Source organism: Sphingomonas sp. SRS2 (genome assembly GCF_000971055.1).
Lineage (GTDB): Bacteria > Pseudomonadota > Alphaproteobacteria > Sphingomonadales > Sphingomonadaceae > Rhizorhabdus.
In genome coordinates this window covers 78,130-92,696 of sequence record NZ_LARW01000077.1, presented here as the reverse complement: position 1 = coordinate 92,696, position 14,567 = coordinate 78,130, and the positions used below count along the sequence as shown (strand labels likewise).

Below are 14,567 nucleotides of genomic sequence, written 5' to 3'. Positions count from 1 at the left end.
TGAAGGGAAGAACATGTCTCCAGACGGCACCGTGACTGACCCCATCCCCCCTGGTCGCGGTGCCGCAACCCCGGACGGCGGGGGCGTGCCAGCGCCCCCGCCGATACCGAAGCGACTGCTGACCGACATGCTCGATGCCGCGGTGCGCGATCATGGCGCGCGGCCCGCGGTCGATTTCCTGAAGCGGCGCTGGAGCTATGCCCAGATCGGCGCGCAGGTCGATCATGTCGCCGCCGGACTACAGGCGATGGGCGTCGGCCCGGGCGTGCGGCTCGGCCTGTGCCTGCCCAACACCCCCTATTTCGTGGTCCTCTATTTCGCGGCGCTGCGCTGCGGGGCGACGATCGTCAATTTCAACCCGCTCTATGTCGAACATGAGCTGCGCCATCAGATCCGCGATTCGGGGACGACGGTGATGGCGGTCGTCGACGTCGCGAACATCCACGCGAAGGTCGCGGCGATTGCCGGGGAATGCGGGCTGGAGAAGATCATCGTCTGCCCGATGGCGGACATCTTGCCGCCGCTGCTGTCGATCGCCTACCGCCTGTTCAAGCGCAAGGATATCGCGCGCTGGCCGCATGACGCCCGCCACGTCACCTTCCGTTCGCTGGCCGAGAGCCGGGCTCCATTCCGTCCGGTGCCGCTGTCGCCCGATGACGTCGCGGTGCTCCAATATACCGGCGGCACCACCGGCGTCCCCAAGGCGGCGATGCTGAGCCACGCCAACCTGACCGCCAATTGCCGCCAGATGACCTTGCATGTCGGCCATGGCGCCGAGCAGAATGACCGGATCATGGGCGTGCTGCCGATGTTCCATGTCTTCGCGCTGACCACCGTGCTCAACTTCTCGGTCGATACCGCCGCGCTGATGATCCTGCTGCCGCGCTTCGAACTCGATCAGTTCCTGAAGACGGTGAAGCGGACACGGCCGACCAAGCTGCTCGCGGTGCCGACGATGCTGACCGCGATCAACAAGGCCGCGATCACGCGCGAAATCCATTTCGAGGATCTCGACTATTGCGTCTCCGGCGGCGCGCCGCTCCCGTTCGACGTGCGCGCCGAGTTCGAGCGGCTGACCGGCGCGAAGGTGGTCGAGGGCTATGGCCTGTCGGAAACCTCGCCGATCCTGACCTGCAACCCGTGCGAGGGCGGGATCATCAAGGACAACAGCGCCGGCATCGCCTTTCCCGGCACGACGATCGAGATTCGCGGCCTCGACGATCCGCACCAGCTGATGCCCGTTGGCGAGCGCGGCGAGGTCTGCGCGCGCGGGCCGCAGGTGATGCAGGGCTATTGGAACAAGCCCGACGAGACCGCGAAGGTCTTCGTCGACGGCGCGATCCGTACCGGCGACGTCGGCTATCTCGACGCCGACGGTTATCTGTTCCTGGTCGACCGGATCAAGGACGTGATCATCTGCGGTGGCTATAACGTCTATCCGCGGATGATCGAGGAAGCGCTGTACGAGCACCCCGCCATCCTCGAAGCGGTGGTGATCGGGGTGCCTGACGATTATCGCGGCCAGGCCCCCAAGGCCTTCGTGGTGCTCCGTCCCGGCCAGAGCGCGACGCCCGAGCTGCTCTGTGAATTCCTGACGACCCGCATCTCCAAGATCGAGATGCCGCGCGAGGTGGAAATTCGCGAGAGCCTGCCGAAGACGCTGATCGGCAAGCTGTCCAAGAAGGAACTTGTTGCCGAAGAGGCCGCCAAGGCCAAAGCGGCAGCGGCAAACTGAGCGTGGCGAAGCGCGCCCTGTCTGGCGACGACGATCGCCAACCCTTGCGCGGCATCCAGGACGTCGCGACCGAGCTGGGCGTCACCACGCGCACGATCCGCTTCTATGAGGACAAGGGCCTGCTCGAGCCGCAGCGCGTCGGCACGATGCGGGTCTATTCGCGCCGCGAGATCGGCCGACTCCAGCTGATCCTGCGCGGTAAGCGGCTCGGCTTCAGCCTGCGGCAGATCAAGGAATTCCTCGACCTCTACGATGCCGACAGCCTGCATCTATCGCAGACCCGGCGGCTGCTCGAACGCGTCTCCGAGCGCATGAGTGCGCTGGTCGCGCAACGCGAGGCGGTCGACCAGACGCTCCACGAGCTTCAGGACATCGCGCGGCAGTGCCACGACCGGATCGCCGCGGCAGGCTGACGCCAGCACGTCCGCGACCCGTCGTCGCAGAGGTCGATTTCTCTTCAGGAAAATAATTGCGCATAGGGGTGGCCGACCTGATGCATGTCGTCGAACTCGAAGTGACCGCCGTGAAGCCAGCAAAGAAATAGGTTTACCGGTTCTCGCCAACCCGCCCCCTTCCCGCATGCGGGAGGAGGGGCGGCTCACACGATCTCCACCGCATCCCCGGGCGCGAGTTGCGCCAGCAACGCCAGCAGCGCGTCCTTCTCCACCGCGACGCATCCGGCGGTCGGGCGGCCTTCGCTGCAATGGAGGAAAATGGCGCTGCCGAGACCATCGACCGGCGGCGCATCATTGTGGCCGAGCACGACGATCACGTCATAAGCCCCGTCGTCGCGAACCAGCCGTTCGGCGGAGAAGCCGTGCGGGTGTCGCACCGGGCGGTTATAGTCGGGATCGCCCGCACCGTCAGACCAGCCGTCGTCATCGCGCACCCAGCGCCAGGGCAATTTCATCCCGGCGGGTGGGGCGGCATGACCGGGGCGGAACAGCACGGTGCGGATCGGCCAGCGGCCCAGCGGGGTCATTCCGTCGCCCTCACGCTTGGCGGTGGCGGGGCCCGCGCCCGATCGTCCGATAGCACAGCGAACGGTCGTGCCGTCGGGCCCGGTCAGCGTCAGCGCCGCGCTGTCGACGCGGACGGCCTCGGTCACAGCTGGTGGCCGGTCCGGTCGCGCTTGGTCGCGAGATAGGCGCTGTTGTGGGGATTCTCACCCATCTTGTGCGGCACCCGCTCGACCACCGCAACACCGGCTGCCTCGAGTCCTTCGACCTTTTTCGGATTATTGGTCATCAGCCGCACCTTGCGCTGCCCCAACAAGGTCAGCATCCGCGCCGCGACCCGGAAGTCGCGCTCGTCGACGCCAAAGCCAAGGCGCAGATTGGCGTCGACGGTATCAAAGCCCTGATCCTGCAACGCATAGGCGCGCAGCTTGTTGATCAGGCCTATGCCGCGCCCTTCCTGCCGCAGATAGAGGAGAATGCCCCAGCTGCCCTGGGTCATCGCGCGGAGCGCGCCCGCAAGCTGCGGCCCGCAATCGCATTTGAGCGAGCCCAGCACGTCACCGGTCAGGCATTCGCTGTGCAGGCGAACCAGCGGCGGGGTGCCGTCGGGTGTGCCGATAATCAGCGCGACATGCTCGGCGGCATCGGCGGTGTGGCGGAAGGCGACGATCTCGGCCTTCTCGCTCACCTCGACGGGCAGCCGCGCCTGCGATGCGATGACGAGATGGACGGGGTCTTCATAATCGTCGAGCGCCGACGCCTCCAGTTCGGCCTCCACCGCGCCGTCGCCGCGCACGAACAGGGCGGGCAGCAGACCGGCGAGCCGCGCGAGGCGTAACGCCGCCGTCGCTGCCTCGGGCGCTTCGACCGGCTTGGCGCGGAACGGGCCCTTCAGCGGGGTGGCGAGATCGCGGACCGGATCGGCGAGCGCGGTCGCGGTCGGCAAATCGAGCCATGGCACCCGCGCGACCAGCGCAGGGATGGAAGGGCTCGCCGCCTCAAGCTGGTTCGCGAGATTGAGGGTCGCCGCGCGCGCCGCCGACAGCAGCACGTCGGCGGGCTGCGCGCCGTCGAAATCGGCGAGGCTCACATCATTGGCGGTCTCGATCGCGAGCACCACCAGCCGTCCGCCGCCAGCCGACACCGCGACCGGCCAGCCGCGCTTGAGCGCATCGATCGCGCGGGCGGCATCGCGCGCGCCGTTCACACGTCGAGCTCGGTGATCAGCGGGATGTGGTCCGACGGCTTGATCCACGAGCGGCACGGCTCGCAGACATAATGGTTTGTCGCTTTTTTCGCGAGTTCAGGGCTCGCCCACATATGGTCGAGCCGCCGGCCGCGATCGGACTCGGACCAATCCTGCGCGCGGTAGCTCCACCAGGTGTAGAGCCGCTCCGGCGCGGGGACGAAATGGCGGCCAAGATCGACCCAGTCGTGGCTCGCCTGAAGCCGGTTCAGCGTCTCGACCTCGATCGGGGTGTGGCTGACCACGTTGAGCAGTTGCTTGTGGCTCCACACGTCGCATTCGAGCGGGGCGATGTTGAAGTCGCCGACCAGCAATGTCGGCTCCTTGAGCTCCTCCGACCAGCGGATCATCCGCTCGAGAAAATCGAGCTTCTGGCCGAATTTGGGGTTGAGCGCGCGATCGGGAATGTCGCCGCCCGCAGGCACATAGACATTCTCCAGCCGGATGCCGCAATCAAGCCGCACGCCGATGTGCCGCGCCTCGCCATTGTCCTGCCAGTCATGCTTGCCGTTGTCGTGAAGCGGCAATTTGGAGATGATCGCGACGCCATGGTGCATCGGCTGGCCGTTGATCTCGAAATGGCTGTACCCGATGTCGCGGAACATCCCGAAGGGGAAGGTATCGTCGCGCACCTTGGTTTCCTGCAGACAGAGGATGTCGATTTCCTGCTCGATCAAGAACTGCTTCACGATATCGATGCGGGCACGCACCGAATTGATGTTCCACGATGCGATCTTGAGCTTTGCCATGGTTCGGCGATGTAGCGAGCGGATTTCGACTCCGCCAGTACCTCCCAATATCGTCATGCCGGCGAAGGCCGGTATCTCGTAAGGAGATGCACCGCCCTTTCCGCCAGAGACGTCAGCCTCGCCGGCACGACGGATAGGCGTTGAACGCCATCGCACCGCCCGCTACCTCAACCCTCATGAGCCAGCACCCCGAACAGCAATATCTCGATGCCATGGCGAAGGCCTGGTATGGCGGCGACGAGCGGATCGACCGCACGGGGGTGGGTACGCGCGCGCTGTTCGGCGTACAGATGCGCTTCGATCTGTCGGACGGCACCGTCCCGCTGATCACCACCAAGAAGATCTTCTGGAAATCTGCGATCAAGGAGCTGATCTGGTTCCTGTCGGGCGAGACCAACATCCGTCCGCTGGTCGCGCAGAACGTCCATATCTGGACCGACTGGCCTCTCGACGCATATCGCAAGGCGACCGGCGAGGATATCGACCGCGACGCCTTCGAACGGCGCATTGTCGAGGACCAGACATTCGCCGGGCAATGGGGCGATCTCGGCCCGGTCTATGGCAAGCAGTGGGTGGACTGGCCGCGCTACACGCCCACCGGCGAGGAGGGGCTCTACAAGCGCGAGGAGAAGGGCATCAACCAGATCGCCGAGCTCGTCGATATGATCCGCGCCAATCCCGGATCGCGGCGGCTGATCTTCACCGGCTGGAACGTCCCCGAACTCCCCGGCATGGCGTTGCCGCCCTGTCACATGACCTATCAATATCATGTCGCCAACGGCCGGCTGTCGGGCATCCTATACCAGCGGTCGTGCGACCTCGGGCTCGGCTTCCCGTTCAACATCTTCGAAGCGGCGGTGCTGATCCGCATGCTCGCGCAACAGACCGACCTTGAGCCGGGCGAGCTGGTATGGATGGGCGCGGACACCCATGTCTATTCGAACCACGGCCATCTGGTCGAGGAACAGCTGTCGCGCCAGCCCCGCGATTTCCCCCGGCTCAGCTTCGCACGCAAGCCGTCGAGCATGTTCGCCTATGCCCTCGATGACTTCGTGATCGAGGGCTACGATCCCCACCCGCACATCAAAGCGGATGTGGCGGTGTGATGACCGGCAGCGTCGAGATCGTCTTCGTCCTTGCCCGCGCCCGCAATGGCGTGATCGGACGTGACGGCGACCTGCCCTGGCGCCTTTCCGCCGACCTGAAGCATTTCAAGGCGCTTACCCAGGGCGCGCCGATGCTGATGGGCCGCAAGACCTTCGAGAGCCTGCCCGGCCTGCTGCCGGGCCGCCGGCATATCGTGCTGACCCGCGATGCGGGCTGGAGCGCCGAGGGGGCCGAGGTGGTTCACAGCGTCGAAGCCGCGATCGCCGCGGCGGCCGCCGGGCGGCTGTCGGTGGTGGGGGGCGCGGAGATTTACGCGCTCCTCCTGCCGCATGCCGACCGGATCGAACTGACCGAGGTCGACGACGCGCCCGAAGGCGACACGGTCGTGCCGTCCTTCGATCCCGCAGTCTGGCGCGAGGATGCGCGCGAGGAGCATGTGGCGGCGGATGGAAAGCCGGGCTTTGCCTTCGTCACCCTGCGCCGGCGCTGATTGCGCCATCCCCCGCGACTTCCTATAGGCGCGGCATGGATCGCCTGACATGCGACCACCCCGTTCCCGAGGCTTTGCGCGGGGGCGTGGTGGCATTGGGGAATTTCGACGGCTTCCACCGGGGGCATCAGGCGGTCGTGGGCGCGGCGATCGCGCATGGCCGCGCGGCTGGACGGCCCGTGCTCGTCGCCAGCTTCGATCCACATCCGGTGCGCTATTTCAGGCCCGACGTTCCGCCCTTCCGCCTGACCTCGCTCGACCAGCGCGGCGATCTGTTCGCCGCGGCAGGGGCGGACGCGATGCTGGTCTTCAATTTCAACCAGACCCTCGCGAACGTATCGGCGGGCGATTTCGTCGCCGACTGGCTGATCGGCCGGGCCGGCGCGGCGCATATCGTGACAGGCGAGGATTTCACCTTCGGCAAGGGCCGCAGCGGCAATGTCGCGGTGCTGGCCGAGCTGGGTGCGGCGCAGGGACTTACCGCGCAGGCGATCGGACCGGTCAGCGACGAACATGGCCCGATATCGTCGAGCCGCATCCGCGACGCGCTGATCGCGGGCGATCCCGCCGAAGCCGCGCGGCTGCTCACCCGCCCCTATCGCATCCAGGGCGTCGTCCAGCATGGCGACAAGCTCGGCCGGACGATCGGCTACCCCACCGCCAATATCGACATGGACCGCTATCTGCGCCCGAAATACGGGATTTACGCGGTGCGCGGGCTGTTGGCGGACGGACGGGTACTGCACGGCGCGGCGAATATCGGCATCCGGCCGACCTTCGATCCGCCCAAGGAATTGCTCGAAACCCACTTCTTCGATTTCGCCGAGAGCCTGTATGACCAGTGCGTCGAGATCGAGCTGATCGCCTATATTCGTCCCGAGGCGAAGTTTGACGGCCTCGACGCGCTGACCGCGCAGATGGACAAGGATTGCATCGAGGCGAAGCGCATACTTGCCGGTTATGAGGCCAAGCCCTAGAGCCTCCCTCGATTCCGTATGCATAAAACATACGTATGGATTGATGGATTGAAGCTTCTACGATGACCGACGCCCCAGATTTCCGCTCGACCGTCTTCCTGCCGAAGACCGATTTCCCGATGAAGGCCGGCCTTGCCCAGAAGGAACCGGCGATCCTCGCGAAATGGGCGGCGGACGATCTCTATGGTAAGCTGCGCCAGGACCGCGCCGGCAAGCCGCGCTTCATCCTGCACGACGGCCCGCCCTACGCCAATGGCGACATCCATATGGGCCATGCGATGAACAAGGTGCTGAAGGACATCATCGTCCGCAGCCAGTCGCTGACCGGCAAGGATGCGCCCTATGTGCCCGGCTGGGACTGCCATGGCCTGCCGATCGAATGGAAGGTCGAGGAAGCCTATCGCGCCAAGAAGCTGAACAAGGACGAGGTCGATCCCGTCCTGTTCCGGGCCGAATGCCGCGCCTATGCCGAGAAATGGGTCGGTGTGCAGCGCGAGCAGTTCAAGCGGCTCGGCATCCAGGGCGACTGGGATGACCCCTATCTGACGATGAATTACGCGTCGGAAGCCGCGATCGTCGCCGAACTGCTGAAGTTCGCCGAGAGCGGCCAACTCTATCGCGGCGCTAAACCGGTGATGTGGTCCCCGGTCGAAAAGACCGCGCTCGCCGAGGCCGAGGTCGAATATGAGGACATCACATCGACCCAGATCGATGTGGCCTTCGAGATCGTCGAAGCGCCGAACGCGCCGGGTATCCAAGCTTTCATCAACGCGGGTGAAAAGGTGTATGCCGTCATCTGGACGACAACACCTTGGACAATTCCGGTCAATCAGGCTTTAGCCTATGGCTCGGCCATCGCTTATGATGTCGTTCCCTTCAATGGCGCTCGATATCTGATCGCGCGAGACTGCCAAGCCGCCACGATGAAGCGTTGGGGTTTCGATCCGACCTCCGATGGCCCGCAGGATATTCTCCAGTATCTTGGAAAGGCATTAGAGGGTGCAAAAGCCCTCCACCCGATGCACCAGCTTGGTGGCTTCTTCGCCAAACTACGTCCATTTCTGGCGGGTGACGACTTCGTCACTACCGACGCGGGCACCGGGCTCGTCCATATGGCGCCCGATCATGGCGAGGACGACTTTTTCCTGTGCAAGGCGAACGGCATCGATCCGGTGTTCGCGGTCGAGGGCGACGGCAAGTATCGCGCCGACTGGGAATGGCTCGGCGGCCAGGGATCGGTGATCAATCCCAAGTTCAACGCCCCCGACGGCCCGATCTGCGCCGACCTGACCGAGACCGGTGCGCTGCTCGCGGCGAGCGCCGACTTCAGGCACAGCTATCCGCATAGCTGGCGCTCGAAGGCCAAGGTGATTTTCCGCTGCACCCCGCAATGGTTCATCCCGATGGACCGGCCGATCGAAGACGGTCTCGCCGCGCGCTGCGCCGAGGAGGAATCGATCCGCGCGCGCCAGGGCAATGGCGCGACGCTGCGCGATCTCGCGCTCGACGCGATCAAGCAGACCCGCTGGGTGCCCGAGAAGGGCGAGAACCGCATCACCGCGATGGTCGCGGGCCGCCCCGACTGGGTGATCAGCCGCCAGCGCGCCTGGGGCGTGCCGATCGCGGTCTATGTCCACAGCAAGACCGGGGACTATCTGCGCGATCCGGCCGTGAACGCGCGCATCGTCGCGGCGTTCGAGGCCGGCGGCGCGGACGCCTGGTTCACCGCCGATCATCAGGACTTCCTCGGCGCGGACTACAGCGCCGCCGACTATGAGCCGGTCAACGACATCCTCGACGTCTGGTTCGATTCGGGCTGCACCCACGCCTTCACTGTCGAGGCGCGCTATGGCGTGGGCACCCGCGCCGACCTCTATCTCGAAGGGTCGGACCAGCATCGCGGCTGGTTCCAGTCGTCGCTCCTCGAAAGCTGCGGCACGCGTGGCCGCGCGCCCTATGACGCCGTGCTGACCCACGGCTTCGCGCTCGACGGCCAGGGCCGCAAGATGTCGAAGAGCCAGGGCAATGTCGTCGATCCGCTCAAGATCATCAACGAGAGCGGCGCGGACATATTGCGCCTGTGGGTCGCCTCGACCGACTATTTCGAGGATGTCCGCATTGGCAAGGAGGTGCTCGCCACCACATCGGACGCCTATCGCAAGCTCCGCAACAGCTTCCGCTATCTGCTCGGCGCGCTCGACGGCTTCACCGATGCCGAGAAGGTCGCGCCCGCCGAAATGCCCGAGCTGGAGCGTTACGTCCTCCACCTGCTGGCGACCCTCGACGCCGAGCTCAAGGACGCGACCGCCGCCTTCGAGCTCAACCGCTATGCCCGCGCGCTGGTCGATTTCGCGAACAACGACCTGTCGGCCTTCTTCTTCGATATCCGCAAGGACTCGCTCTATTGCGACGCCCCTTCGGACCTGAAGCGCCGCGCCTATCGCACCGTGCTCGACACCCTGTTTCACGCACTGGTCCGCTACGCCGCGCCTGTTCTGTGCTTCACCGCCGAGGAAGTATGGGGCACGCGCTTCCCCGACGCCGGGTCGGTCCACCTGCTCACCTGGCCCGAAGTCGACGCCGGCTGGGCGAATGACGACCTGCGGATGCGCTGGGAGCTGCTGCGCCGATATCGCACCAGGCTGACCGGCGAAATCGAGCCGCTGCGCCGCGAGAAGGTGATCGGCTCCAGCCTCGAAGTCGACGTCACCGCGCTGAGCTATTCGGCGGGAGAGGCCGCGCTGCTGCGCGCCGCCGACATGGCCGAGATCGGCATCGTCGCGAAGGTCACCGTCTGCGATGGCGATCCTGCCGTGGCGGGGATGGCGAATGGCAGCGATCCGATCGCGTTCGAGGTGACGAAGACCGAATATGAGAAATGCGGCCGCTGCTGGCGGCACCTGCCCGAAGTGAAGAGCGATGGCGCGCTGTGCGACCGCTGCGAGACGGTGGTGCATGGCTGATCCGATTCGCGGCGGTCATCGCCCGCTCGGCTATGGCATCGCCGCCATCATCTTCATCCTCGATCAGCTCAGCAAATGGGCGATCATGGGGCCGCTGGCGCTGCGCGAGCGCGGGCTGATCACGATCACCAGCTTTTTCGACCTGCGCTGGGTGGAAAATTATGGCGTGTCGATGGGGTTCCTCGTCGCATCGTCGAACAAGGAACGCTGGATCCTCGTCGCGGTGACGGCGGCCATCGCGGCGGGCGTCAGCGTCTGGATATGGCGGGAGAAGGCGCGTTTCGACGTCCTGGCGCTCGGTCTGGTGCTGGGCGGCGCGATCGGCAACATCACCGATCGGGCGCGGCTCGGCTATGTCGCCGACTTCCTCGATCTGCATATCGGCGACTGGCATCCTTTTTTGGTCTTCAATGTCGCGGACGCCGCGATTACCATTGGCGTTGTACTTCTTGTGGCGCGCGCCCTCCTGGCGCGTGAGCCGCAAGCCCCTGCGGAGAATATCGATGCGGACTAAGTTGCTTCTCGGTTCGGCGCTGGTCGCCACGGCCCTCCTCGCCGGCTGCAGCAGCCGGGGCGACCGGCCCGGCGTGATGGCTGGCCGTTCGAGCCTCGACGCCTTCGCGGTGTCGAAGCGCGCGCCGCTTACCATTCCGCCCGATTTCGTCCTGGTCCCGCCAAAGCCCGGCGCACCGCGCCCGCAGGAAGCCGATTCGGGCCAGCAGGCGCTGTCGGCGATGTTCGGCAACACCCAGCCGGCGAAGAGCCAGACCGAAAAGGACATCATCAGCCAGACGAAGACGGTGCCCGAGCCCGGCATCCGCTCCTCGGTCGCCGAAGTTCGTCAGGTGATGGTCGACAAGGGCCCGACCACCCGCACGATCCTCGCCGCCGCCGCGACGAACAGCGCGGACGCCAGCGTCACGCTCGGCAACTGAGAGGCGGGACAAATCATCTCACCCCTGCCCTTCAGGGGAGGGGCCGGGGGTGGGAGCTCTCCGCGAGTCGCGCCCAGCGGATGGCCCCCACCCCAACCCCTCCCCTAAAAGGGAGGGGCTAAATGCTTGACCTGATCCGCCGCCGGCTGTTCACCGCATTGCCCACCCTCGCGGCGGTGGTGATCCTCTCCTTCATATTGATGCGCGTCGCGCCTGGCGGTCCGTTCGACGGCGAACGCCCGCTCGATCCGCAGACCCGCGCCGCGCTGATGTCCGCTTACGGACTCGACAAACCGCTGCCCGAACAGATCATCCGCTATGTCGGACGGCTGGCGCAGGGCGATTTCGGGCCATCGCTGGTCTATCGCGACTTCACCGTCACCGACCTGATCGCGCGCGGCCTTCCGGTATCGCTGACGTTGGGCGCGCTGGCGCTGTTGCTCGCGCTGGTCCTCGGGCTTAGCGCGGGCCTCACCGCCGCCGCGCGGGCCGGCGGGCGCACCGATCATGCGCTGATGCTCAGCGCGACGCTGCTAACCTCGTTGCCCAGCTTCGTGGTCGGGCCGCTGCTCGCCCTGGTCTTCGGCCTGTGGACAGGCTGGCTGCCGGTATCGGGCTGGGGCGATGGCGATCCGGCGCATATCCTGCTGCCGGTAGTCGCGCTCGCGCTCCCCGCTGCCGGAGCGATCGCCAAGCTCGCCCGTGCGGGCCTCGCCGAGGTGCTGGAGCAGGACCATATCCGCATGGCGCACGCACGGGGCCTCAGCCGGCCGCGTATCCTGATCCGCCATGCGCTGCGCCCCGCATTGGTGCCGGTCGCATCTTATCTCGGCCCCGCCGCCGCCGGCATGCTGACCGGCGCGGTGGTGATCGAGACGGTGTTCGCGCTGCCCGGCCTGGGCCGCTATTTCGTGCAGGGCGCGCTCAACCGCGACTATCCGCTCGTCCTCGGCGTGGTCACGCTCTACGCGGCGCTGATCATCCTGTTCAATCTGCTCGCCGACCTGGCTTATGGCTGGCTCGATCCGAGGGCGCGGCGGTAGCACGGCGATGAGAACCCCGCTCATCATCCTCGGCCTGATCGTCGTCGCGGCGCTGCTCGGCCCGCTGGCGGTCGAATGGCGTTATGACGCGATCGACTGGAACACGGTGCGCGGCGCGCCGTTCTCCGCCGACCATATCATGGGCACCGACAGCGTCGGCCGCGACATGCTCGCCCGCACGCTGGTCGGCACGCGGGTGACGCTGGGCGTCGCCGCGGCCTCCGCGCTCGTCTCGCTGGTGGTCGGCGTCGCCTGGGGTGCGATCGCGGGGTGGCGCGGCGGCAAGGTCGACGAGGCGATGATGCGGATCGTCGACGCGCTCTACGCGCTGCCCTTCATGTTCGTCGTCATATTGCTGATGGTGGTGTTCGGCCGCTCGATCCTGCTCGTCTTCCTCGGCATCGGCGCGGTCGAATGGCTGACGATGGCGCGGGTGGTGCGCGGCCAGATGCTCGCGCTGCGCGACCGCCCCTTCGTCACCGCCGCCGAGGCCGCCGGCACCCGCCCGACGATGATCGTGATCCGCCACATGCTCCCTAATCTCGCCGGGGTGGCGATCGCCTATCTGCTGCTGACCATCCCGCAGGTGGTGATGATCGAGAGCTTCCTGTCCTTCCTCGGTCTCGGCGTGCAGGAGCCGATGACCTCGCTCGGCATCCTGCTCAAGGACGGCGCGGACGACATGGACATCGCCCCGCATGCGCTGCTGCTGCCGGGACTGGTGCTGGTGGCGATCCTGCTCTGCCTCACCCGCGCCGGCGAGAAGCTGCGCGACCGGTTCACGCTGTGACGTTGCTTGCAGTCGAGGGCCTGCGCCTCACCATCGGCGGGCGGCGGATCGTCCATGATATTGGTTTCACGATCGCGGCGGGCCGCTCGCTCGCGCTGGTCGGGGCGTCAGGATCGGGCAAGAGCCAGACCTGCCTCGCCCCCTTCGGCCTGTCTCCAGCACAGGTGGAGGGCAGCTTCCGTCTCGCGGGCGAAGAACTGGTCGGCGCGCGCGAAGACCGGCTTCGCGCGATCCGGGGCCGCGACGTCGGCTTCGTCTTCCAGCAGCCGCTGACCGCGCTCACCCCGCATCTGACGATCGGCGCGCAACTCCAGGAGGCGTGGACGCAGGCCGGCGCGCCACGCCCTTCCCGCACGGAAATGGCGGCTGCGTTAGAGCGGGTCGGGCTCGACCATGCGACCGAGCGGCTCGACCAATATCCGCACCGGCTGTCGGGCGGGCAGCGTCAACGCGCGCTGATCGCGATGGCGATCGCGCACAAGCCGAAGCTGCTCGTCGCCGACGAGCCAACCACCGCGCTCGACGCGATACTGCGAACCGAGATCATGCGGCTGCTTGGCCGGCTGTGCGATGAGCGGGGCATGGCGCTGCTGCTCGTCAGCCATGACCTGGCCTCGGTGGCCGATCATGCCGACGATGTGGCGGTGCTGCACGACGGTCATATCGTCGAAACCGGCCCCGCGGCGATGCTGCTGCGCAGCCCGCGGAGCGACTATGCCCGCGCACTGATCGCGGCGAGCCCCCGGCTCGACCGTCCCGCACCACCCCTCGGGCCCATCGGTGCGCCGCTTATCGACGCCCGGGACATATCGGTCAGCTTCGCGCGGCCCGGCTGGCGGCGCGGCCGGCTGCAGGCGGTCGCGGATGCCGGCCTTTCGGTTGCCGAGGGTGAGGCGGTGGCGATCGTCGGCGGATCGGGTTCGGGCAAGTCGACCCTCGCCCGCGCCATCGCCCGGCTCGGCCCGGTCGACAACGGCGCCGTCGACTGGCGGGGCGAGCCCCTTCCCCCGCGCAAGGCGATGCGCCCGCGCCATCGCGCGGGGCTTCAGCCGGTTTTCCAGGATCCGGTCGCGAGCCTCGACCCGTTGTGGAAGGTGCGCGATATCGTCGCCGAGCCGCTACGCCGGCTTCGCCCCGATCTCGACGATGTCGCGGTTGCCGCGCGGATCGACGCCGCGCTCACCGAGGTCGGCCTCGATGTGGCGCTCGCCGGCCGCAGGCCCGCAAGCCTGTCCGGCGGGCAGGCGCAGCGCGTCGCGATCGCCCGCGCGCTCGGGCCCGATCCGGCGCTGCTGCTGCTCGACGAGGCGACTTCGGCGCTCGACGTGCTGGTCGCCGGCACAATCCTCGATCTGCTCGGCGAGCTCCAGCGCCAGCGGGGCCTGGCCATCCTGATGATCACTCATGATCTCGCCGTCGCGCGACGGTTGTGCCACCGGATCATCGTCATGGATGCCGGACGGATCGTCGAGCAGGGCCCTACCGACCGCCTGATCGCCGCACCGTCGCACGCCATCACGCGCAGCCTGGTCGACGCCAGCCGTTAAACGGAAAAGGGGCCGCGGATCGCTCC

The 14,567-nt window shown here is 66.7% G+C and carries 14 protein-coding genes; 11 read left to right on the top strand and 3 right to left on the bottom strand.

From position 1 onward, the window contains the following. Positions 1–13: 13 nt before the first annotated feature. Complete coding sequence (locus tag WP12_RS09540; RefSeq protein WP_046193473.1) at positions 14–1,735, top strand: long-chain-fatty-acid--CoA ligase; 1,722 nt, start codon at positions 14–16, stop codon at positions 1,733–1,735. Between the two features lie 2 nt (positions 1,736–1,737). Beyond that, positions 1,738–2,148 (top strand): MerR family transcriptional regulator, encoded by a 411-nt coding sequence (locus tag WP12_RS09535; protein WP_046193472.1) that lies wholly within the window; start codon positions 1,738–1,740, stop codon positions 2,146–2,148. Between the two features lie 185 nt (positions 2,149–2,333). Here WP12_RS09535 and WP12_RS09530 read toward each other — a convergent pair whose 3' ends face one another. From WP12_RS09530 to WP12_RS09520, 3 genes are read right to left on the bottom strand one after another with little or no spacing between them, the layout of a single operon-like run. After that, positions 2,334–2,843, bottom strand: coding sequence for a L,D-transpeptidase family protein (locus WP12_RS09530; protein WP_046193471.1), 510 nt, complete (start codon positions 2,841–2,843; stop codon positions 2,334–2,336). Beyond that, entirely contained in the window at positions 2,840–3,901 is a 1,062-nt protein-coding gene (ribA, locus tag WP12_RS09525; RefSeq protein ID WP_046193470.1) for a GTP cyclohydrolase II, read from the bottom strand. The genes WP12_RS09530 and ribA overlap by 4 nt, the downstream gene beginning before the upstream one ends. Continuing rightward, positions 3,898–4,689, bottom strand: a complete 792-nt coding sequence (locus WP12_RS09520) for an exodeoxyribonuclease III (protein WP_046193469.1) — start codon at positions 4,687–4,689, stop codon at positions 3,898–3,900. Before WP12_RS09520 ends, ribA begins: the two co-directional genes overlap by 4 nt. A 176-nt stretch (positions 4,690–4,865) precedes the next feature. Between WP12_RS09520 and thyA the strand changes: the two genes are divergently transcribed. The 9 genes from thyA to WP12_RS09475 all read left to right on the top strand — a co-directional run bounded on the left by thyA (position 4,866) and on the right by WP12_RS09475 (position 14,541). Beyond that, positions 4,866–5,795, top strand: a complete 930-nt coding sequence (gene thyA, locus WP12_RS09515) for a thymidylate synthase (RefSeq protein ID WP_046193468.1) — start codon at positions 4,866–4,868, stop codon at positions 5,793–5,795. Beyond that, positions 5,795–6,286, top strand: coding sequence for a dihydrofolate reductase (locus WP12_RS09510; protein ID WP_046193467.1), 492 nt, complete (start codon positions 5,795–5,797; stop codon positions 6,284–6,286). Before thyA ends, WP12_RS09510 begins: the two co-directional genes overlap by 1 nt. Positions 6,287–6,321: 35 nt before the next feature. Continuing rightward, the gene (locus WP12_RS09505) at positions 6,322–7,263 is read left to right on the top strand and encodes a bifunctional riboflavin kinase/FAD synthetase (protein WP_046193466.1); all 942 of its coding nucleotides are present in this window, start codon (positions 6,322–6,324) and stop codon (positions 7,261–7,263) included. 62 nt (positions 7,264–7,325) lie between these two features. Then, a complete protein-coding gene (ileS, locus tag WP12_RS09500; protein WP_046193465.1) occupies positions 7,326–10,226 on the top strand; it encodes an isoleucine--tRNA ligase in 2,901 nt (966 codons plus the stop codon). Next, positions 10,219–10,740, top strand: a complete 522-nt coding sequence (lspA, locus tag WP12_RS09495; RefSeq protein WP_046193464.1) for a signal peptidase II — start codon at positions 10,219–10,221, stop codon at positions 10,738–10,740. The genes ileS and lspA overlap by 8 nt, the downstream gene beginning before the upstream one ends. Then, positions 10,730–11,161 carry a DUF3035 domain-containing protein gene (locus WP12_RS09490; protein WP_046193463.1) on the top strand — a complete coding sequence of 144 codons (432 nt, stop codon included), beginning with the start codon at positions 10,730–10,732 and terminating at the stop codon, positions 11,159–11,161. The genes lspA and WP12_RS09490 overlap by 11 nt, the downstream gene beginning before the upstream one ends. Before the next feature lie 122 nt (positions 11,162–11,283). After that, on the top strand, positions 11,284–12,204 hold the full coding sequence (locus tag WP12_RS09485; RefSeq protein ID WP_046193462.1) for an ABC transporter permease: 921 nt from the start codon (positions 11,284–11,286) through the stop codon (positions 12,202–12,204). Positions 12,205–12,211: 7 nt separating this feature from the next. Next, on the top strand, positions 12,212–12,994 hold the full coding sequence (locus tag WP12_RS09480) for an ABC transporter permease (protein WP_046193525.1): 783 nt from the start codon (positions 12,212–12,214) through the stop codon (positions 12,992–12,994). Next, positions 12,991–14,541, top strand: a complete 1,551-nt coding sequence (locus tag WP12_RS09475) for an ATP-binding cassette domain-containing protein (RefSeq protein WP_046193461.1) — start codon at positions 12,991–12,993, stop codon at positions 14,539–14,541. Before WP12_RS09480 ends, WP12_RS09475 begins: the two co-directional genes overlap by 4 nt. Positions 14,542–14,567 lie beyond the last annotated feature (26 nt).

What these genes read in the sequence shown, in the direction of transcription:
- WP12_RS09480 (WP_046193525.1), top strand. Translation starts at nt 12,212, where the DNA reads ATGAGAACCCCGCTCATCATCCTCGGCCTGATCGTCGTCGCGGCGCTG.
- WP12_RS09490 (WP_046193463.1), top strand. Translation starts at nt 10,730, where the DNA reads ATGCGGACTAAGTTGCTTCTCGGTTCGGCGCTGGTCGCCACGGCCCTC.
- ileS (WP_046193465.1), top strand. Translation starts at nt 7,326, where the DNA reads ATGACCGACGCCCCAGATTTCCGCTCGACCGTCTTCCTGCCGAAGACC.
- WP12_RS09485 (WP_046193462.1), top strand. Translation starts at nt 11,284, where the DNA reads ATGCTTGACCTGATCCGCCGCCGGCTGTTCACCGCATTGCCCACCCTC.
- lspA (WP_046193464.1), top strand. Translation starts at nt 10,219, where the DNA reads ATGGCTGATCCGATTCGCGGCGGTCATCGCCCGCTCGGCTATGGCATC.
- WP12_RS09540 (WP_046193473.1), top strand. Translation starts at nt 14, where the DNA reads ATGTCTCCAGACGGCACCGTGACTGACCCCATCCCCCCTGGTCGCGGT.
- WP12_RS09505 (WP_046193466.1), top strand. Translation starts at nt 6,322, where the DNA reads ATGGATCGCCTGACATGCGACCACCCCGTTCCCGAGGCTTTGCGCGGG.
- WP12_RS09520 (WP_046193469.1), bottom strand. Translation starts at nt 4,689, where the DNA reads ATGGCAAAGCTCAAGATCGCATCGTGGAACATCAATTCGGTGCGTGCC.
- thyA (WP_046193468.1), top strand. Translation starts at nt 4,866, where the DNA reads ATGAGCCAGCACCCCGAACAGCAATATCTCGATGCCATGGCGAAGGCC.
- WP12_RS09510 (WP_046193467.1), top strand. Translation starts at nt 5,795, where the DNA reads ATGACCGGCAGCGTCGAGATCGTCTTCGTCCTTGCCCGCGCCCGCAAT.